Raw genomic sequence first — 18,569 nt, forward strand, 5'->3', positions numbered from 1 at the left:
CGCCTACTCCTGCGGGACGAAGTCGTAGGGCGGCAGCGGCCCGATCAGCCGGACCTTGACGCGCTCGGCGTGGTCGCGGGCCAGCTTGTCGACGGCCTGCTCGAACTCGGCGCGCCGGTCGGCGTGGACCAGGAACGAGGCGTCCAGGACGTCCTCCTCGCGGACGGGCGTCTTGGCGGCGACGGCCTCGGCCGCGGGGGCGGCGCCGTCCAGCAGCGCCCGGCCGTCGGCGTCGCGGAGCCGCTCCATCGACTGGGTGATCAGCTCGCCGAGCCGGATGCGGTCGTAGTAGACGGCGTCGGCGACGTCGGGTGAGACCTCGCGCAGCCGCCGCGACAGCTCGGCGATCTCCGGGTCGGCCGCCATGATCTCGCGGAGCACCGCGTCCTGGACGTAGGTGGCCTTCAGGCGCAGTTCGATCCTGCCGTCCAGCTGGTCGAGGATGTGCCCGAACCGCTCGGAGTTGTCGGCGAGCAGTTCCTTCTCCACGGCGGCGCGGTCGGCCAGCGCCGCGCCGAACCGGAACGGCAGGACCACGGTCCCGGCGTCGACGAGCGCGTTCAGGACCCGCTGGTGGGCGACCAGGTCGGCGCGTTCGCCGAGCGCCCGGTCGCGTGGCAGGTCGCTGACGAGCGCGGCGCACACGCCGCCGTCCTCGACCAGGGTGACCGGCAGGTCGTCCAGGCCGTGCACGTCGCCGGGCAGGGCCGCGCCCGATCGGGTCACCCCGTACACGTACTGGGGGGTGCCCCCGGGGGCGGGGGCGCCGGGGGGTTGCGGCGTGGTCATGACTCCTCGTCCTCCTTCTTGCGGGACGAGCGGCGCCGTGCGGGCTGCCTGTCGTCGTCCTCGGAGTCGTCGTCGCCGCCGAAGGTCTCCTTCAGCCGCTCCTGGGCGCCTTCGAGGGCGCCGCGGGTCTTCTTCTTGGCGCCCGACTCCTGCATGCCCTCCACGAACTGCGGCAGCCCCTGTGAGGTGCCGTCGTGGGCGATGTCGAGGCGGTTGACGGCCTCGGCGAAGCGCAGGTAGGTGTCGACGCTGGCGACGACGATCCGCACGTCCACGGTGAGGATCTCGATGCCGACGAGCGAGACCCGGGCATAGATGTCGATGACCAGGCCCTTTTCCAGGATCAGGTCGACGACGTCGGCGAGGCTGCTGCCGGATCCGCCGCGCTGGACGGAGTTGCTGCCCGAGGTCTGCTGGGCGATCGGCCCAGTCATGTCATTCACTCCCTGTGGGGGTCGAGGGTTTGGTGTTATTTGGGGGGGTTTCGGCGGTTGTTCACGTCCCCCCTGTACCCGCACTGATCTCCCTAAACTGACCGCCCCGATTCGGTAACCCGCCGGTCAAGGACGCGAAGGCGCCCCCGGAGGGCCGGGACGGCCGCTCCGGGGGCGCCTGCGGGGCCGCGCCCGGGGGTCAGCGTTTCCGCGCCGTGAGCCGCCCGACGACGACGCCCGCGGCACCTGCCACCGCCACCGGGACGGCGCGCAGCAGCCGCGCCAGCGTCATCAGCCTGGCCAGCCCCGCCACCCGGCCCGGCAGCGCCGCCACCCGGCCGCCGGCCTGCGCCGCGCCCTTGCGGACGCCGGCCGCCGTGCCCCGGGCCGCGCCGGCCGCTCCCTGCGCGCCGCCCTCGGCCGCGCCCTTGGTGCGCCCGGCGGCCGCCGCGCCGCCCTTGGCGGCTCCTCCGGCGGTCTTCTGCGCGGTGCCCGCACCGGCCTTGCCGGCCCTGCCCGCACCCGCCTTTCCCGCCTTGCCCGCGGCGCCGGCCGCGTTCCTGCTCGCCTTTCCGGGCCCGTCACCGGGCACCGAGGAGGTGTTCATGTCCGTCCTTCCATCGGGGGGGTGTACCGCCCGGGGCGTCGCCCCGGGACGTGCCGGCGTCGGCCGCCGCGCAACCGCTGCGGCACCTCACCGGCGTAGAAGTCGAAGAGGCCGTCCCGCGCCGGGCCGATCCGCGCCCGAACCCGGTCGCCGGCGCCTCCCCCGCCCCGTTCCGGGCTCGCTGAACGGGGCCTGAAACCACCGGCCTACCCGGCCCGGCCGCGGCAAACATCCCGGCCCGCCGACGGCGGCGACGGTTGGATCCGCCCCTCCGGGTACGCGCAAGCCATGCCCGCCCACCCGCGGGCCCGGCTGCCGCCGTCCGGGCCGCACGCCGGGCGGACGGTCACCGGGCACGCCGCCCTCGACCCGGGCTGGTGGTGGTTCATGCCGCTGTCGATCGCCGCGGCCGCGCTCACCGCCCGCTTCTGAGACACCCGCTTGTGAGACACCCGCGCCGGACCGGCACTCGCGGCGCCGTTTGCCCACCGGCCCCGCGACAGGCCACTCTGTGAGACCCACCGCCGAGCCGCACCCACCGGCCCGGCCCGACCACCGCCCGACCCGCGCCGGCCCGAGCCGAGCGCGGGCCGTCGTCACCGAAACCCACCCGCAACCGCGCCGCGCCCGGGAAGGAGGGCACCGTTGACCCGCCGCCTTCCCCGTGCCCGCATCTGCCTGGCCGCCGCGGTCGCCGCCCTGCTCGCCGCGGTCATCGCCGTCGCGGCCGGCATCTCCTCCTCCCCGCCCCGCCCGCCCGGTACCGCGCCGCCCGCCCGCGTCCTGTCGGCCTACGAGACCGCCGCCCCCGGCAACACCATCGACCGCGACTGCGGCTACAGCGCCCCGCTGCCCGGCCGGCCCGGCCGCAGTATCTGGCTGTTCTGCGACACCGTCTGGAAGGGCGCCCGCCCCGGCCTGTGGCTGGGCACCACCGCCGCCACCGGCCCCGCCGACCCCGGCCGCGTCCCCGCCCCCCTCACCGAACTGCCCACCCCCGACGGCGGACCCAGCCCGCCCGCCACACCGGACGCCGGCCCGTCCACCGGGCCGTCACCGTCCGGGCGGGCGCGGCCCCCGCAGGGCATGCTCGGCGCGCCGCCCGGCCTCGTCCTGCCCGGCGGCCGGGCCTGCCACATCCCCGGCACCGCCTACGGCGCCTCCTGGGCCTCCGGCGCCGCCCGCCCGCCCGGCACCGCCACCCTCCTGATCGCCTACACCGACGTGTGCGTGCACGGCACCACCATCAGCACCCAGGGATTCGGCCTGGTCACCTACCGGCCCGACGGCCACGCCCTCACCGGCCGCGCCCGGCTGTTCAACTCCCCCGCCGGGCTGCCGTTCCAGCACAACCTCGGCTCACCGGTGTTCGCCCGCGGCCACCTGTACCTGTTCGCCTCGGTGTGCGACACCTCCGCGTTCGGCGCCTGCCACGGCGGGCGCGTCACCCTCGCCCGCGTCCGCGCCGACCCGGCCGCCTGGCGCGACCCCGCCGCCTACCGGTACTGGACGCCCGGCGGCTGGACCCCCGACGCCGCCCAGGCCCGCACCGTCGTGCGCGGCGCCGCGCCCTACCTGGTCCACGTCGCCGACTACAGCGCCCACGGCAAGGGCCTGGTCATGGTCGAGCAGCGCGGCCTGGACGGGCGGTACCGCCTCTGGCGCGCGCCGGCCCCCGAAGGCCCCTGGACCCCCGCCGCGGACGGCACCGTCCCCTGCTCGGGCGGGTCGGGCCTCAACCAGTGCCGCGCCCTCATCGGCCACCCCGGCCTCAGCACCCGCGACGCGCTGCTGCTGTCGTACTACGACCCCGCCGACCACCACATCACCGCCCGCGCCGTCCCCTGGTGACGCATCCCGAGGCGTGCGGGCGGGCGGGTCAGGCCCTCAGGTGCTCCACAGGCGCCGCTTGCGGTACCGGGGCTCCCACGCCACCCGGTTGCGGTCCCGGACCGGCGCCGGCAGCGCCGTCAGGAACCGGCTCCGCTCGACCGGCGCGATCCCGTCCACGACCCACGGGACGAACAGCGGCGTGCCCGCCTCGCAGCCGCTCCCGGCCTCGTCGGCGAGCTCCCGCCAGTCCGCGGGGCCCAGCACCGACTCGGCCAGCGGCAGCGCGGTCATCTCCTCGTGCCGCAAATGCGCCTCCACCGCCGCGCGCAGCTCCCGCACCGCCGCCGGCAGGTCCCCGCCGTCGCGCATCACCGCGTCGACCCGCCCGATCAGCGGCCCGATCCGGGCGTGCTCGGCGCCCATCTCCTCCATCACCGCCCGCTCGGCGCGGCGGCCCGCGACCGCCCGCCGGACCCGCGGCCACAGCAGGCGGTCCTCCAGATCGTGATGGATGCGGATCTGGTCCTTGAGGTTCTCCCAGCCCGCGCGCACGTGCGCCGCCCCGCCCTTGCCGGCCGCAGCCGCCGCCGCGAGCCGGTCCAGGTCCCGGCGGAACGCGTCGTGCGCGGCGTACAGGAGGGTGTGGCAGGTCACGTCACGCGGCTCAATCGCGAATGTTCCCATGCACATAAGAGCCCCGGCCCGCCCCCGGATGTGACGGCCGCGCGGCCGGAGAGACACACTTCACACCCCCGCCCGGCCCTCGCGGTCAGGGGCCGCGCAGCAGGTCGCGCGCCGCCTCGGCGAAGGCGCGGACGCGGGCGCTGTCACCGCCCGCCCGCCACAGCAGCCCCCACTCCACGGGCGGCGCGTCCTCCAGCAGGACGAAGGCGACATCGGGCCGCGCGTGGTAGCGGCGGACATGCGCGCCCACGCGGAACACGCCCTCGCCCGCGCCGACCAGCGTGAGCGTCTCCAGCAGCGTCGCCCCCGGCGCCAGCACCCGCGCCCGGGCCAGATCCGCCACCGGCACCGACGCGCGGCGCGCGAACGGGTGACCGGACGGCACCGCCAGCATCGCCGCCTCCCGCACCAGCACCGGCCCGGCCACGACACCCGCCTCGTCCACGACACCCGGCCCCGCCACGACACCCGGCCCGGCCCCCGGCGACGCCGCCAGGCACACCTCCACCTCACCGTCGCGCAGCCACGCCGCGACGTCACCGGCCCGCACCTCCCGGATCCGCACCCGGCAGCCCGGCTCACGCGACCGCAGCAGCCCGGCGGCGCCGGCCAGCAGCTGCCCCGCCGCCGCGCCGGTGAACCCGGCCACCAGCGTGCCGGTGACCCCTCGGCCCTCCTGCACCGCCCGCTCCACCGCCGCGCCGATCCGCGCCCACGCCGGCCCGATCTCGTCCGCCAGCCGCCGCCCCGCCGGAGTCGGCTCCACCCGCCGCGACGTCCGGTCGAACAGCCGGACCCCCACCCGCCGCTCCAGCCTGCGGATCGTCTGGCTCACCCGGGCCGTCGACACGTGCAACCGCTCCGCCGTCCGGCCGAAGTGCAGTTCCTCGGACAGCGTCAGCAACGCCTCGATCTCGTGCCGCTCCAGCACCGCCCGCCCCCCGTCGTTAAGTCTGGCTTCACGATCCTTGCACGGGACCGCGTTGATCGCCACGGTGTCCGCCGCGACGCTGGACATGTCCGGAAATGCCCGCTGATCTGCATCGGAGCCTGTCATGTACGTCACCCGCCCGCACGCGCTGTCCTCCGGCGCCGACGCCGCCGCGCTGCACGACCGCACCGAGATCATCGACGCGCTCTACCGGTTCGGGCTCGGCCAGGACCTCAAGGATCCCGGCCTGCTGGCCTCCGCCTTCGCCGCCGACGCCGGCCTGGACTTCCGCCCCGCAGCCGCCGCGTGGGGCGCCGAGCCGCCGCCGATGTCGGGACGCGACACCATCGTCGCCACCATCCTCGGCGGGTTCGAGGGGCGCGTCGACACCACCCACCAGGTCACCAACCCCCGCGTCCACATCCAGCCCGACGGCACCGCACGCCTGACCGCGCTGGTCGAGGCCCAGCACCTGCTCACCGCCGACCACCGCGTGCACGCCCTGCTGAAGAACCTCTACGACACCGAACTCGTCCGCGACGGCCACCGATGGGTCATGCGCAACGTCGTCATCGACAACCTCTGGTACACCGGCGACCCCACCGCGATCTTCGGCTGACCCGGAGGCGCCCGCGGACCGGGCCCGGCCACCGGGCGCAGGCGGCCACACGCGGTCCGAGCCGGGGGCGGGCGGCTCCTGTCCCGCGGTGTCCGGGTCGTCGCCCACGACGCGGGAATCGCCGAGCGCACCGTGCTGGTCGAGTTCGACAGCTTCGAGCAGGCCGTCGCGGCCCGCGAGAGCAAGGTCTACCAGGAGGCGCTGGCCGCCCTCTCCGACGGCGTCGAGCGCGACTTCCGCATCATCGAAGGCATTGACTGACCGATGGGTTGTCGACCGGACACGACCACCCCGTAACTCTTTATGGTGTAAACTGTTGCGCCGAGCGCCAATTGCCGACATCTCTTCACCACCTGAAGTGAGCGAGGAAGCCGCATGTCCCTCCCGACCACGACCGCACCGGCGCCAGCAGGGCCGGGCGGGCGCACGGCCGCCGACGCCCACGACGTCATCGAGGTCCGCGGCGCGCGGGAGAACAACCTCGCCGGCATCGACGTGGACGTCCCCAAGCGGCGCCTGACCGTCTTCACCGGGGTGTCCGGCTCGGGCAAGTCGTCGCTGGTGTTCGGCACCATCGCGGCCGAGTCGCAGCGGCTGATCAACGAGACCTACACCGCGTTCGTGCAGGGGTTCATGCCGAGCGCCGGCCGCCCCGACGTCGACACGCTGCGCAATCTCAGCGCCGCGATCATCGTCGGCCAGGAGCCGATGGGCGCCAACTCCCGCTCCACCGTCGGGACCGCCACCGACGCCCACGCCATGCTGCGGATCATCTTCAGCCGGCTCGGCGAGCCGCACGCCGGCACCTCCTCGGCGTTCAGCTTCAACAACGCCGAGGGCATGTGCCCCGAATGCGAGGGCCTCGGCCGCGCCTCCCGGATCGACCTCGGCGAACTCCTCGACCGGGACCTGTCGCTGGACGAGGGCGCCATCACCGTGCCCGGCTTCGGAGTCGGGTCCTGGTACTGGAAGGTCATCGCCGAGTCCGGCCTGGTCGACCCCGCCGTCAAGCTGCGCGACTACACCGCCGGGCAGTGGGACGACCTGCTCCACAAACCCGCCACGAAGATCAAGAGCAGCGGGATCAACACCACCTACGAGGGGCTGCTGGTCAAGGTGCGGCGCCTCTACCTCGGCAAGGACACCGAGTCCCTGCAGCCGCACATCCGCGCGTTCGTCGACCGCGCCGTCGCCTTCAGCGCCTGCCGCGCCTGCGGCGGCGCCCGCCTCAACCCCGCCGCCCTCGCCAGCCGGATCGGCGGGCGCAACATCGCCGACTGCGCCGCCATGCAGATCAGCGACCTGGCCGAGTTCGTCCGCGGCATCGGCGACCCGTCGGTCGCGCCGCCGGCGGCCACCCTGCAGGGCACCCTCGACTCCCTGGTCGAGATCGGCCTGGGCTACCTCAGCCTGGACCGCGAGTCCACCACCCTGTCGGGCGGCGAGGCCCAGCGCGTGAAGATGGTCCGCCACCTGGGCTCCAGCCTCACCGACGTCACCTACGTCTTCGACGAGCCCACCGCCGGGCTGCACCCCCACGACATCGCCCGCATGAACGACCTGCTGCTGCGCCTGCGCGACAAGGGCAACACCGTCCTGGTCGTCGAGCACAAGCCCGAGACCATCGCGATCGCCGACCACATCGTCGACCTCGGCCCGGGCGCCGGCGCCGCCGGCGGACGGGTCTGCTTCACCGGCGGCGTCGCCGGGCTGCGCGCCTCCGGCACCCCCACCGGACGCCACCTCGGCCACCGCGCCCGGCTGCGCGACACGCTCCGCCGGCCGTCCGGGCACATGGCGATCAAGGGCGCGGACCTGCACAACCTCAAGAACGTCGACGTCGAGATCCCCCTCGGCGTCCTCACCGTCGTCACCGGCGTCGCCGGCTCGGGCAAGAGCTCCCTCATCCACGGGTCCCTGCCCGGACGCGACGGCGTCGTCGTGGTCGACCAGTCCCCCATCCGCGGGTCCCGCCGCAGCAACCCCGCCACCTACACCGGCCTGCTGGACGCGATCCGCACCGCGTTCGCCAAAGCCAACGGCGTCAGGCCGGCCCTGTTCAGCGCCAACTCCGAAGGCGCCTGCCCCGCCTGCAAGGGCATCGGCCTGATCTACACCGACCTGGCGATGATGGCCGGCGTCGCCTCGGTGTGCGAGGAATGCGAGGGACGCCGCTACACCGCCGAGGTCCTCGGCCACACCCTGCGCGGCAAGGACATCAGCCAGGTCCTGGCCATGCCCGTCGCCGAGGCCCGCGAGTTCTTCACCACCGGGCAGGCCCGCGCCGTCCTGGACCGCCTCGCCGACGTCGGCCTGGGCTACCTCGGCCTCGGCCAGCCGCTCACCACCCTGTCCGGCGGCGAGCGCCAGCGCCTCAAGCTCGCCATCCACATGGCCGGCAAGGCCGCCGTCTACGTCCTGGACGAGCCCACCACCGGCCTGCACCTCGCCGACGTCGACCGGCTCCTGGCGCTGCTGGACCGGCTCGTCGACGACGGCGGCACCGCCATCGTCATCGAGCACCACCAGGCCGTCATGGCGCACGCCGACTGGATCATCGACCTCGGCCCCGGCGCGGGCGCCGACGGCGGCGAGATCGTGTTCACCGGCACCCCCGCCGACCTGGTCGCCGGCGCCGCCACCCGCACCGCCCGCCACCTGCGCGACTACACCGCCGGCGCCTGAGCGCCACGGTGGCCGTCCTCCTATCCCGGCGCCAGGCCCGCAGGCGGGCTGACGCGCCGGGGCCGCCCTGCGATGATCCCGGCCTGCGATGATCCCGGCCCGCGCCGAAATCGTGTTGACCGCCCTCGGCAGGCAGTGCTGGAGTCGGCACGTGGACGGCATCCCCGCCAACCGGCGGTTCTGGAACCAGATCAGCAGCGCCTACCAGCACGAGCACGACCCGCAGATCGGCGCCGCGCCCCGGCTGTGGGGCATGTACGCCATCCCCGACGCGCACCTGCACGCCCTGGGCGACGTCACCGGCAAGCGCGTCCTCGAACTCGGCTGCGGCGCCGGCCAGTGGTCCAGGTCACTCGCCGCCGAGGGCGCCACCGTGGTCGGGCTCGACCTGTCCGAAGCCCAGCTCGCCGCTGCGGCCCGCGCGATGGGAGCAGCCCGCTACCCGCTGGTGCAAGGCGCCGCCGAACTGCTCCCGTTCGCCGCCGACAGCTTCGACCTGGTGTTCTGCGACCACGGCGGGCTCAGCTGGGCGCCCCCGCGCCTGGCCGTCCCGCAGGCCGCACGCGTCCTGCGCCGCGGCGGGCGCCTGGTGTTCAACGCCGCCAGCCCATGGTTCGAAGCCTGCTACGACGACACCGCAAGCCGCGTGACCACCACGCTGCACCACGACTACTTCGGGCTGGACACCATCACCGAAGGCCACGACGCGACCAGCTATCAGCTCACCTACGGCGACTGGATCAAGACCCTTCGCGGCGCGGGCCTCATCATCGACGACCTCGTCGAACCGCGGCCCGAACCCGGAACACCCAACGGCTACAACAAAACCGACCCGCCCGACTGGGCACACCACTGGCCGGCAGAAATGCTCTGGGTAACCCACAAACCGTGAACGCGGCCCCTCTCCGGTGAGCCCCAGACCCCCCGGGCCCGGTTCGCCGGATCCTTCCGCCCCGGGTAGCCCGGGGCTTTCAGCCGGCGGACGGCGTCCAGGTAGACGCGCGCGGCGCGGTCAGCCGCGCGGACCGGCGGCCAGGACCTCCAGGTAGTGCGGGTTGGTCATCACGCCCAGGATGTTGCCGAACGGGTCGACGACCGACGCGGTGACGAACCCCGTCCCCTCGCCCCGCTCGGTGATCTTCTCGTGCGCGGTGGCGCCCATCGACAGCAGCCGCTCCACGGCCGCCTCCAGATCGTCGACGTGCCAGTACATCACCGCGCCGCCCGGGCGGGCGTCCGCGCCGCCGGGACGGAACCGGTTGTCGATCAGGCCCAGCTCGTGCTGGTAGTCCCCGATCCGGAACTCGTAGTACCCGGCGCGGCCGTCCGGCCCCGGGACGCTGAAGTACGGCTGCGTGCCCAGCAGCTCGGCGTACCAGTCCTTGGCGGCCTCCACATCGTCGGCCCAGAAGGAGATGGTGGCGAATCCTCGCAGCATGTCGTGCCTCCGTTCACGGGGGCCGGCGATCGTCCCCGGCCCTGCATTCACCACGGTAGGACCCCAATAGGTCAGCGAACGTCCTACTGCGGCGGCAGGATGGAGAACATGCGCGACCCCTCCGCACGACTCCTCCGCCTGCTGTCCCTGCTGCAGACGCCCCGCGAGTGGTCGGGCGCCGAACTCGGCGGCCGCCTCGGCGTCACCGCACGCACCATCCGCCGCGACGTCGACCGGCTCCGCGAGCTGGGCTACCCCGTCCACGCCACGCACGGCAGCACCGGCGGGTACCGGCTCACCGCCGGCGCCGCCATGCCGCCGCTCCTGCTGGACGACGACGAGGCGATCGCCATCGCGATCGGGCTGCGCACCGCCGCCGCCGGCGCCGTCACCGGCATCGAGGACACCTCCCTGCGCGCCCTGGCCAAGCTGGAGCAGGTCCTTCCGCACCGGCTGCGCAACCGCGTGGCCGCGCTGACCGAGGCGGCGGTGTCCCTCCCGCCGCAGGAGGGCGCCCCGCCGCCCGCCGACCCCGGCGTCCTGGCCCTGCTCGCCGGCGCCTGCGTCACCCGCGAGAAGGTCCGCTTCGCCTACTCCGCCGCCGGCGGCCGGGAGACGCGGCGCCTCGCGCAGCCGCACCGCCTGGTCACCGTGGGCCGCCGCTGGTACCTGGTCGCCTACGACGAGGACCGCGGGGACTGGCGCACCTTCCGCGCCGACCGGATCACCGGTCCGCACCGCACCGGCATGCGCGGCCCCGAACGCGAACTGCCCGGCGGCGCCGACGCCGCCGCCTGGGCCATGGACGCCCTCGCCGGCGGGTCCGGGACGATCCGGGCGCGGCTGCTGCTGCACGTCCCGATCGAGGAGGCCGCCGAGCACGTCACCGCCTGGCAGGGCGTCCTGGAGCCGGTCGACGACCACACCTGCCGCCTGCACACCCGGTCCGACTCGCTGCGGTTCCTGGCCTACCGCATCACCCTGCTGACCGTCGACTACACCCTGCTCGACCCGCCCGAACTCGCCGCCCACCTGGCCGCCATCGCCGGCCGCGCCACCCGCGCCGTCCGGGCCTTCACCCCCTGACCGGCCGTGCGCGCCGCACCCTCAGCCGAGGGACGTGTCACCCAGCGACTCCAGGAGGGTGCGCAGCGCACCGGCGAGACGCTCGCGTTCGGCCGGGCCCAGCGCGGCCAGCAGCCGCTCCTCGTTGGCGGCGTGCAGGCCCACCATCTCGTCCACGACGGCCAGGCCCCGCGAGGTCAGCCGGATCCGGACCGACCGCCGGTCCCCCGCGTCGCGGACCCGCTCGACCAGGCCCTTGGTTTCCAGCCGGTCGATCCGGTTGGTGATCGCACCGGAGGTGACCATCGCGGCCTTCAGCAGCGCGCCGGCCGTCAGCTCGTAGGGGGCGCCGTGGCGGCGCAGCGTCGCCAGGACGTCGAACTCCCAGGTCTCCAGGCCCCGCTCGGCGAAGAACTCCTTCAGCTCCCGGCCCAGCAGCTGCTGCGCCCGCGAGATCCGCCCGACGACGCCCATCGGCGAGGCGTCCATGTCGGGACGCTCACGCGCCCACTGCGCCAGGATCGCGTCCACCGCATCCGCCATCGCCCCTCCAGGATCATCTCAACGTTGAGATTATCAATCAGAGGAACGCTCCGGGCGCCGGATACCCCGGCCGGCCTGTCGGCCTCGTGACCCGGCGCGGCGGTGCGGTTAGGGTGGCCGGTCTCGGCGTTCCACCGCGACGCGTTCTGCCTCGTCGCCGCAGACCGCGACGCCCGCATCGCCGGGTTCGTGAACGGCCGCGTCACCGCCGAGGACGGGCTGCTGCCCTGTGTGGACGGCGAGATCGACTCCCTCTACGTCGTCCCCGAAGAGCGCGGCAAGGGAATCAGCCACGCCCTCGCCGAAGCGGCCGTCGGGTGGCTGCGTACCCGCGGCGCCCGCAGCATCCGGTACCTGTCGTGCGCCGACGCCCACGACGACCACCGGTTCTGGCAGACCCTGGGTTTCGAACCCGACATGGTGTGCCTGTCGCTCTACCAGAGGTGAGCCCGGGGCCGGCGGACCCTTCCGGGCGTCCGCCGGCCCCCCGCCGCACGCGGCGCAAGGCGGGCCCGTCCGGGCGGCGACCCGGCGCGGTCAGCCGGTGGCGGCGCCGAACCATCTGGACAGCCCGCCGAGGAGATCTTGCTGATCTTCACCGGCCCAGGCCACGTGGCCGTCCGGCCGCAGCAGCACGGCGGGTGCGTCCAGCCCCTCGCCGACGTCGGCGACGTGGTCGACCCGGTCGGCCCAGCCCGCCACCGAGAGCCCGCCGGTCTGGTCGAGGAGCAGCCCGCGGCCGGTGCGCATCAGCTCGTAGAGGCGGCCCTGCTTCAGCTCCACGTCCCGCATCCGCCGGCCGAGCAGTTCGTGGCCCTCACCGAAGTCGTAGCGGACGCCGATCGCAGTGATCTTCTCGATCAGGTGCCGGTTCACCTCCTCGAAGTCCATCAGTTCCGACACCAGCCGGCGCACCGCCCGCGGACCCGGCTCGGGCGTCATCAGCTGCATCTGCGCGCGGGTGTTGTCCAGGACGTCGGCGGCCACCGGGCGCCGTTCGGCGTGGTAGCTGTCCAGCAGCCCCTCCGGCGCCCAGCCGCCGACCTCGGCTGCCAGTTTCCAGCCGAGGTTGAACGCGTCCTGGATCCCGAGGTTGAGCCCCTGCCCGCCGGTCGGCGGGTGGATGTGCGCCGCGTCGCCCGCCAGCAGCGCCCGGCCGGCCCGGTACCGCTCGGCCAGCCGGGTGGCGTCGCCGAACCGCGACAGCCAGCGCGGTGAGTGCACGCCGAAGTCGGTGCCGGCGAACCGCCGCAGCTGCCGCTTGAACTCCTCCAGGGTCGGCGGGGCCGCACGGTCCTCGGCGACCCCCTCGGCGGGAACGACGACGCGGTACACCCCGTCCTGGAAGGGCCCGACGCCGAACCGCAGCTGGGTCTTGCGGACCTCGGCGACGACCGCGGCGACCGTCGCCGGGTCCTCGGGCACCTCCATCTCGCCCAGCAGCGTCTCGACCCTGGAGGGCTCGCCGGGGAAGCCGACGCCGAGCAGCTTGCGCACCGTGCTGCGGCCGCCGTCGCAGCCGACGAGGTAGCGCGAGCGCAGCCGCGCGCCGCCCGCCAGCTCAACGGTCACGCCGTCCTCGTCCTGGTTCAGCCCGACCACCTCGCAGCCGCGCCGGATCTCGGCGCCGAGCTCGGCGGCGCGCTCGGCCAGCAGGCGATCGGTGGTGGTCTGCGGGATGCCGAGGACGTAGGAATGCGCGGTGTCCAGCCGGTCGGGCGCGGGCTTGGCGATGGCGGCGAAGAAGCCGGCGACCGGGTGCCGCTCGCCGTGCGCGAGGAACCGCTCCAGCAGGCCGCGCTGGTCCATCACCTCGATGCTGCGCACGTGCAGGCCGAGCGAACGGACATACCTGGCCGGCTCCGCCTCCTTCTCCAGCACGAGCACCCGCACGCCGTGCAGCCGCAACTCGCAGGCCAGCATCATGCCGGTCGGTCCACCGCCGGCCACGATCACGTCGATCATGAGATCCCCCTTCGTCCTGATGGCGCTTCGCCCGGCCCCCACGCGGTCCGGCGGCGCGCCTCCCGCGCCTCCGCGGCGGCGCATGCGTCGCCGCGTCCCGCATTTCCGCAGGTTCTGGCCTCGGCGGACGATTCTGCGGCACGACCGGGGTCTTGCCGCAAGCCCCCCGGTGCGCTATACGTTGAGAGTGGCAAGGGGTGGGTTCTCCTCCTTGCCTCTCCTCTCCCCCGCCCCCACTCCCGTCCGCTGTGGACGTACCGTCACGCCAGTGGTGGATCCGCCGCAGGATCAGGTGCGGGTGAGAAGCGGCTCGGCGCCGTAGGCGTCCTGCGCCGCCCTGCTCGGGGCCGCGCGGTGTTCATCGGGACGGCGAGATCGGGTCCCTCTGCCTTGTCCCCGAAGAGCGCTGCGAGGGAATCAGCCCCTTCCGGGCGGCAGCGCCCGCCGAGTCCGAATGAGCAGCGGCCGGAGATATGGAACGCCGCTTGCCGTTGCTTTCATTTTACACAGGATTCGGGACCCTCATGAGGCTCGGATTCATGTTCCATAATCGCCTGTCGCAACCCGGAACCAATCGGAATGGAGCCGCGGGAATGGGCTACGTGTTGGGACTCGACGAGGTCGGCCGGACGCATGTCGCCGCCGTCGGCGGCAAAGGGGCTCACCTGGGGGAGCTCTCGCGGATCGAAGGCGTCCGGGTGCCGGACGGCTTCTGCGTGACGACGGACGCCTTCCGGCGGATCATGGCCGGAGCGCCGGCGATCGATGATCTGCTCGATCGGCTGGCGCGCCTCGAGCCCGACGACCGCGAAGCGATCGGCACGGTGAGCGCGGAGATCCGCCGGATGATCGAGGCGATCCCGCTCCCCCGCGACCTGGTGGCGGCGATCGGCGGCCCGCTCGCCCGGCTCGGCGAGCACGCCGCCTACGCGGTCCGATCCAGCGCGACGGCGGAGGACCTGCCGACCGCGTCCTTCGCGGGCCAGCAGGACTCGTACCTGAACATCGTCGGCGAGGCTGCGGTCCTCCAGCACGTCAGGCGGTGCTGGGCCTCGCTGTTCACCGAGCGGGCGGTGACCTACCGCCTGCGCAACGGCTTCGACCACAGAAGGGTCCACATGGCCGTGGTCGTGCAGCAGATGGTGTTCCCGCAGGCGGCCGGGATCCTGTTCACGGCGGACCCGGTGACCTCGAACCGGAGGACCGCCACCGTGGACGCCGCCTGGGGCCTCGGCGAAGCCCTGGCGTCCGGCCTGGTCAACGGGGACCTCTACACCGTGCGCGACGACGAGGTCGTCGCCAGGACGGTCGCCACCAAGCAGCGTGCCGTCCACGCGGCGGCCGAGGGCGGGACACGGGAGCGGACGGTCGAGCCGGAACGGCGGGAACAGCCGGTGCTGACGGACGCGCAGGCCGTGCGGCTGGTGCGCCTCGGCCGGAGGATCGAGGCGCACGCCGGTCATCCCCAGGACATCGAATGGTGCCTGGCCGGCGAAGACTTCCACATCGTCCAGAGCCGGCCGATCACCACGCTGTTCCCCGTCCCGGAGACCGCCGACCGGGACGACCACGTCTACATCTCCGTCGGTCACCAGCAGATGATGACCGACGCGATGAAACCCCTCGGCCTTTCCCTGTGGCAGCTGACGACCCCCCGGCCGATGGCCGAGGCCGGCGGGAGGCTGTTCGTCGACGTCGCCCGGGCGCTGGCCTCGCCGGTCGGCCGCGCGGGCATCATGGAGGGCGCCGGCAGGTCCGATCCGCTGATCAAGGACGCGCTGCAGACCGTTCTCGAACGCGGCGACTTCATCCGCACACTGCCCGACGACGTCAGCGCCGGTACCCCGGCGGCGCCCGCGCCGAGCGGTGCGACGGCCGCGATCGAGACCGACCCGGCCGTCGTCACCGAGATCATCGAGCGCGGCGAGGCCTCCCTCGCCGCCTTGGAGCGCGACATCCGCACCAAGTCCGGACCGGCGCTGTTCGACTTCATCCTGGCCGACATCGGCGAGCTGAGGAGGACCCTGTTCGACCCCCGGGGCCTTCAGGTGATCACCGCGGCGATGGAGGCGGCCTGGTGGCTCAACGACCACCTCCGGCAGTGGCTGGGCGTGAAGAACGCGGCCGACACGCTCACGCAGTCCGTTCCTCACAACGTCACCTCGGAGATGGGGCTGGCGCTGCTCGACGTCGCGGACGTGATGCGCCCGCACCGTGACGTGGTGGCGTTCCTGCAGCACGCCGAGGACGCGGGCGGCAAGGACGACGGTTTTCTGGACGACGGTTTCCTGGACGACCTCGCGAAGGTCGCGGGCGGCCGAGAGGCACGAGACGCCCTGCGGGCCTTCCTCGGCAAGTACGGCATGCGCTGCGCCGGCGAGATCGACATCACCAGGCCGCGCTGGAGCGAGCGCCCCGCCATGCTCGTGCCCACGATCCTCAGCAACATCAAGAACTTCGAGGCGGGCGCCGGCGAGCGGCGCTTCGAGCAAGGACGGCGGCAGGCCCGGGCGAAGGAGAAGGAGCTGCTGACGCGCCTGCGGGCCCTGCCGGACGGGCGGCGCAAGGCCGATGAGACCAAGCGGATGATCGACCGCGTCCGCACCTTCTCCGGGTACCGGGAATACCCCAAGTACCGCATGGTCAGCCGCTACTTCGAGTACAAGCAGGCCCTGCTCGCAGAAGCCGAACGCCTCGTGCGGGCCCGCGTCCTGCGCGAGACCGAGGACATCTTCTACCTCAGGTTCGACGAGCTCCACGACGTCGCGCGCACGCACCGCGTGGACGACGGACTCATCCGCGAGAGAAAGGAGGCGTTCAGGTCCTATCAGGCGCTGACGCCGCCTCGGGTGCTCACCTCGGACGGGGAGGTCGTCCAGGGTGCCTACCGGCGCGACGGCATCCCGTCCGGGGCGCTGGCCGGCCTGCCGGTCTCCGCCGGGACCGTCGAGGGACGGGCCCGCGTCATCGCGGACATGGCGCGGGCCGATCTCGGCACCGACGACATCCTGGTCACCGCCTACACCGACCCCAGCTGGACCCCCCTGTTCGTCGGGATCAAGGGCCTGGTGACGGAGGTGGGCGGCCTGATGACCCACGGCGCGGTGATCGCACGGGAGTACGGCCTGCCGGCCGTCGTGGGAGTGGGGAACGCCACCCGGCTGATCCGGGACGGGCAGCGCATCCGCGTGCACGGGACGGAGGGGTACATCGAGATCCTGCCCTGACCGGCCCGAGAGGTGTCAGGGACTCCTCCCGGGCGCGGCACGGCCCCGCCCCGTCCGGGCACGGCGGGGCGGCACTACCCTCTGACCGCCTTTTCCAGCCGGGGCGAGTTCTCGTCGGCGGCGTCGGTGGCGTCGGCGTCGTCCAGGTGCCCGGGGCGCGGGGTGTTCATCAGAACGGCGATGATCAGCGCGCCGGCCAGGAGGATCCCCGCGGCCCAGGTGCCGGCCACGCCGAAGCCCTCCACCACCGCCTGCTTGGCGACGGCGGGGCTCCCGACCTGGGAGGCGTGCGAGGCCAGGTAGTCCGCGGTCGCGCCGGTGGCGATGGTGTTGAGCAGCGCCGTGCCGATCGAGCCGCCGATCTGCTGCGCGGTGTTGACGCTGGCCGAGGCCACGCCCGAGTCGTCCTGGCCGACGTCGTGGGTGGCGTAGTTGAGCGCGACCGGCATGATCATGCCCGCTCCGAAGCCGAGCAGGAGCTGCGCGACGAGCACGCCGGCGGCGTAGCCGGTGCCGGTCTCCAGGGTCCGCATCCACAGCATGCCGGACGCGCTGATCAGCATGCCGGGGACGGCCAGCGTCCGCGGCGCGACCTTGGGCAGCAGCCGGGTGGAGAGCCCGCCGGCCGAGACCAGGACCGCCGTGACCATCGGGAGGAAGGCCACGCCCGTCTTGACCGGCGAGTATCCCTTGACGACCTGCATGTAGTAGGTCAGGAAGAGGAACGCCCCGAACATTCCGATGACGGCCAGGCCGACGGTCAGGTAGGCGCCGCCGCGGGTGCGGTCGGCGATCACGCGCAGCGGCAGCAGCGGCTGCGGCACCCGGCTCTCCACGAGGATGAACGCGGCGAGCAGCACCGCGCCGGCGGCCAGCAGGCCCGCGACCTGCACCGAACCCCAGCCTTGGGACTCGGCCCGGCTGGTGGCGTACACGACCGCGACCAGCCCGCCGGTCACCAGCAGCACACCGGGGACGTCGAACCGGGCCCTGCCCGCGTGCCGCGACTCGGTCAGCACCGCGTACCCGCCGATCGCCGCGATCAGGGCGATGGGGATGTTGACGTACAGGCACCAGCGCCAGTCCAGGTAGTCGGTCAGCGCCCCGCCCGCCAGCAGCCCGAGCGCGCCGCCCGCGGCGGAGATGGCGCCCCAGATCCCGAACGCCTTGGCGCGCTCCTTGGGCCGGGTGAACGTCACCGTCAGCAGCGACAGCGCGGACGGCCCGAGCAGCGCACCGAACGCGCCCTGCAGGGCACGGGCGGTCAGCAGCATCTCGAAGTCGGCGGCCGCGCCGCCGAGCGCCGACGCGCCGGTGAAGCCGGCCAGCGCGATCAGAAAGGTCCGCTTGCGGCCGGTGTAGTCGGCGATCCGGCCGCCGAGCAGCAGCAGGCTGCCGAACGCCAGCATGTACGCGGTGATGATCCACTGCCGGTCGCCGTCGGAGATCCCCAGGTCCCGCTGGAGCGACGGCAGCGCGATGTTCACGACCGTCGCATCCAGAACGATCATGAGCTGGGCCAGGCCGATGAAGAGCAGCGCAGCCCAGCGGCGCGAGGTTGCCCCCTCGGCCTGCGCCTTCGTGGTTGCCATGACGTCGTCCTCACTCGTGGAGTTGTGCCGCGCGGATCGTTCGCGCGGACCTGACGAACACGAGATGCCGGCGGCCCGCTCCCTGTGACGGCGCCGCCCTATGACGTGCGCCACCGCGCGCGGATGTCACACGGCGGCGCCGGACGGCGTCTTGTGC

The 18,569-nt window shown here is 73.7% G+C and carries 17 protein-coding genes and 1 pseudogene; 9 read left to right on the plus strand and 9 right to left on the minus strand.

Going from position 1 to position 18,569, the window contains the following annotated elements:
• Positions 1-3: 3 nt before the first annotated feature.
• From ACGFIS_RS24920 to ACGFIS_RS24930, 3 genes are all read right to left on the minus strand, one after another.
• The gene (locus ACGFIS_RS24920; protein WP_392972693.1) at positions 4-789 is read right to left on the minus strand and encodes a GvpL/GvpF family gas vesicle protein; all 786 of its coding nucleotides are present in this window, start codon (positions 787-789) and stop codon (positions 4-6) included.
• Positions 786-1,223 (minus strand): gas vesicle protein GvpJ, encoded by a 438-nt coding sequence (gvpJ, locus tag ACGFIS_RS24925; RefSeq protein WP_392904211.1) that lies wholly within the window; start codon positions 1,221-1,223, stop codon positions 786-788. Before gvpJ ends, ACGFIS_RS24920 begins: the two co-directional genes overlap by 4 nt.
• A gap of 199 nt (positions 1,224-1,422) precedes the next feature.
• Positions 1,423-1,830, minus strand: coding sequence for a hypothetical protein (locus ACGFIS_RS24930; RefSeq protein WP_392972695.1), 408 nt, complete (start codon positions 1,828-1,830; stop codon positions 1,423-1,425).
• Positions 1,831-2,118: 288 nt separating this feature from the next.
• Here ACGFIS_RS24930 and ACGFIS_RS24935 point away from each other — a divergent pair, with 288 nt between their 5' ends.
• Entirely contained in the window at positions 2,119-2,262 is a 144-nt protein-coding gene (locus ACGFIS_RS24935) for a hypothetical protein (RefSeq protein WP_392972697.1), read from the plus strand.
• Positions 2,263-2,475: 213 nt separating this feature from the next.
• Positions 2,476-3,681 carry a hypothetical protein gene (locus ACGFIS_RS24940; RefSeq protein WP_392972699.1) on the plus strand — a complete coding sequence of 402 codons (1,206 nt, stop codon included), beginning with the start codon at positions 2,476-2,478 and terminating at the stop codon, positions 3,679-3,681.
• A gap of 36 nt (positions 3,682-3,717) precedes the next feature.
• Here the strand turns inward: ACGFIS_RS24940 and ACGFIS_RS24945 are convergent, their stop codons facing one another.
• Positions 3,718-4,347, minus strand: coding sequence for a hemerythrin domain-containing protein (locus tag ACGFIS_RS24945; RefSeq protein ID WP_392972701.1), 630 nt, complete (start codon positions 4,345-4,347; stop codon positions 3,718-3,720).
• An 85-nt stretch (positions 4,348-4,432) separates the two neighbouring features.
• The gene (locus ACGFIS_RS24950; RefSeq protein WP_392972703.1) at positions 4,433-5,404 is read right to left on the minus strand and encodes a LysR family transcriptional regulator; all 972 of its coding nucleotides are present in this window, start codon (positions 5,402-5,404) and stop codon (positions 4,433-4,435) included.
• On the opposite strand from ACGFIS_RS24950, the gene ACGFIS_RS24955 reads away from it, so the two are divergent.
• From ACGFIS_RS24955 to ACGFIS_RS24970, 4 genes and pseudogenes are all read left to right on the plus strand, one after another.
• Positions 5,403-5,897 carry a nuclear transport factor 2 family protein gene (locus tag ACGFIS_RS24955; RefSeq protein WP_392972705.1) on the plus strand — a complete coding sequence of 165 codons (495 nt, stop codon included), beginning with the start codon at positions 5,403-5,405 and terminating at the stop codon, positions 5,895-5,897. The genes ACGFIS_RS24950 and ACGFIS_RS24955 overlap by 2 nt on opposite strands.
• 57 nt (positions 5,898-5,954) lie before the next feature.
• Positions 5,955-6,158: pseudogene (locus tag ACGFIS_RS24960) on the plus strand (DUF1330 domain-containing protein); the annotation flags it as partial.
• Between the two features lie 114 nt (positions 6,159-6,272).
• On the plus strand, positions 6,273-8,582 hold the full coding sequence (locus ACGFIS_RS24965; RefSeq protein ID WP_392972707.1) for an ATP-binding cassette domain-containing protein: 2,310 nt from the start codon (positions 6,273-6,275) through the stop codon (positions 8,580-8,582).
• 151 nt (positions 8,583-8,733) lie between these two features.
• The gene (locus ACGFIS_RS24970) at positions 8,734-9,474 is read left to right on the plus strand and encodes a class I SAM-dependent methyltransferase (protein WP_392904193.1); all 741 of its coding nucleotides are present in this window, start codon (positions 8,734-8,736) and stop codon (positions 9,472-9,474) included.
• A 120-nt stretch (positions 9,475-9,594) separates the two neighbouring features.
• Here the strand turns inward: ACGFIS_RS24970 and ACGFIS_RS24975 are convergent, their stop codons facing one another.
• Positions 9,595-10,020 carry a VOC family protein gene (locus ACGFIS_RS24975; RefSeq protein WP_392904191.1) on the minus strand — a complete coding sequence of 142 codons (426 nt, stop codon included), beginning with the start codon at positions 10,018-10,020 and terminating at the stop codon, positions 9,595-9,597.
• A gap of 108 nt (positions 10,021-10,128) precedes the next feature.
• Here ACGFIS_RS24975 and ACGFIS_RS24980 point away from each other — a divergent pair, with 108 nt between their 5' ends.
• Positions 10,129-11,106, plus strand: a complete 978-nt coding sequence (locus ACGFIS_RS24980) for a helix-turn-helix transcriptional regulator (RefSeq protein ID WP_392972709.1) — start codon at positions 10,129-10,131, stop codon at positions 11,104-11,106.
• Positions 11,107-11,127: 21 nt separating this feature from the next.
• Here the strand turns inward: ACGFIS_RS24980 and ACGFIS_RS24985 are convergent, their stop codons facing one another.
• Positions 11,128-11,628, minus strand: a complete 501-nt coding sequence (locus ACGFIS_RS24985) for a MarR family winged helix-turn-helix transcriptional regulator (protein ID WP_392904185.1) — start codon at positions 11,626-11,628, stop codon at positions 11,128-11,130.
• 102 nt (positions 11,629-11,730) lie between these two features.
• Between ACGFIS_RS24985 and ACGFIS_RS24990 the strand changes: the two genes are divergently transcribed.
• Entirely contained in the window at positions 11,731-12,075 is a 345-nt protein-coding gene (locus ACGFIS_RS24990; RefSeq protein ID WP_392904182.1) for a GNAT family N-acetyltransferase, read from the plus strand.
• 90 nt (positions 12,076-12,165) lie between these two features.
• On the opposite strand, the gene rox is transcribed toward ACGFIS_RS24990, so the two are convergent.
• Positions 12,166-13,593 (minus strand): rifampin monooxygenase, encoded by a 1,428-nt coding sequence (gene rox / locus ACGFIS_RS24995; protein WP_392904180.1) that lies wholly within the window; start codon positions 13,591-13,593, stop codon positions 12,166-12,168.
• Between the two features lie 593 nt (positions 13,594-14,186).
• On the opposite strand from rox, the gene rph reads away from it, so the two are divergent.
• On the plus strand, positions 14,187-16,820 hold the full coding sequence (gene rph / locus ACGFIS_RS25000) for a rifamycin-inactivating phosphotransferase (RefSeq protein ID WP_392972711.1): 2,634 nt from the start codon (positions 14,187-14,189) through the stop codon (positions 16,818-16,820).
• A gap of 74 nt (positions 16,821-16,894) precedes the next feature.
• On the opposite strand, the gene ACGFIS_RS25005 is transcribed toward rph, so the two are convergent.
• Positions 16,895-18,412 carry an MFS transporter gene (locus ACGFIS_RS25005; protein ID WP_392972713.1) on the minus strand — a complete coding sequence of 506 codons (1,518 nt, stop codon included), beginning with the start codon at positions 18,410-18,412 and terminating at the stop codon, positions 16,895-16,897.
• Between the last annotated feature and the right edge of the window lie 157 nt (positions 18,413-18,569).

The sequence above is a fragment of the Spirillospora sp. NPDC048824 genome, from assembly GCF_043198455.1.
Taxonomy (GTDB): domain Bacteria; phylum Actinomycetota; class Actinomycetes; order Streptosporangiales; family Streptosporangiaceae; genus Spirillospora.

Bases quoted from the DNA above. Each gene is read 5' to 3' on its own strand.
- ACGFIS_RS24920 (WP_392972693.1), bottom strand. From the start codon at position 789: ATGACCACGCCGCAACCCCCCGGCGCCCCCGCCCCCGGGGGCACCCCC.
- gvpJ (WP_392904211.1), bottom strand. From the start codon at position 1,223: ATGACTGGGCCGATCGCCCAGCAGACCTCGGGCAGCAACTCCGTCCAG.
- ACGFIS_RS24930 (WP_392972695.1), bottom strand. From the start codon at position 1,830: ATGAACACCTCCTCGGTGCCCGGTGACGGGCCCGGAAAGGCGAGCAGG.
- ACGFIS_RS24935 (WP_392972697.1), top strand. From the start codon at position 2,119: ATGCCCGCCCACCCGCGGGCCCGGCTGCCGCCGTCCGGGCCGCACGCC.
- ACGFIS_RS24945 (WP_392972701.1), bottom strand. From the start codon at position 4,347: ATGGGAACATTCGCGATTGAGCCGCGTGACGTGACCTGCCACACCCTC.
- ACGFIS_RS24955 (WP_392972705.1), top strand. From the start codon at position 5,403: ATGTACGTCACCCGCCCGCACGCGCTGTCCTCCGGCGCCGACGCCGCC.
- ACGFIS_RS24950 (WP_392972703.1), bottom strand. From the start codon at position 5,404: ATGACAGGCTCCGATGCAGATCAGCGGGCATTTCCGGACATGTCCAGC.
- ACGFIS_RS24965 (WP_392972707.1), top strand. From the start codon at position 6,273: ATGTCCCTCCCGACCACGACCGCACCGGCGCCAGCAGGGCCGGGCGGG.
- ACGFIS_RS24975 (WP_392904191.1), bottom strand. From the start codon at position 10,020: ATGCTGCGAGGATTCGCCACCATCTCCTTCTGGGCCGACGATGTGGAG.
- ACGFIS_RS24980 (WP_392972709.1), top strand. From the start codon at position 10,129: ATGCGCGACCCCTCCGCACGACTCCTCCGCCTGCTGTCCCTGCTGCAG.
- ACGFIS_RS24985 (WP_392904185.1), bottom strand. From the start codon at position 11,628: ATGGCGGATGCGGTGGACGCGATCCTGGCGCAGTGGGCGCGTGAGCGT.
- rox (WP_392904180.1), bottom strand. From the start codon at position 13,593: ATGATCGACGTGATCGTGGCCGGCGGTGGACCGACCGGCATGATGCTG.
- rph (WP_392972711.1), top strand. From the start codon at position 14,187: ATGGGCTACGTGTTGGGACTCGACGAGGTCGGCCGGACGCATGTCGCC.
- ACGFIS_RS25005 (WP_392972713.1), bottom strand. From the start codon at position 18,412: ATGGCAACCACGAAGGCGCAGGCCGAGGGGGCAACCTCGCGCCGCTGG.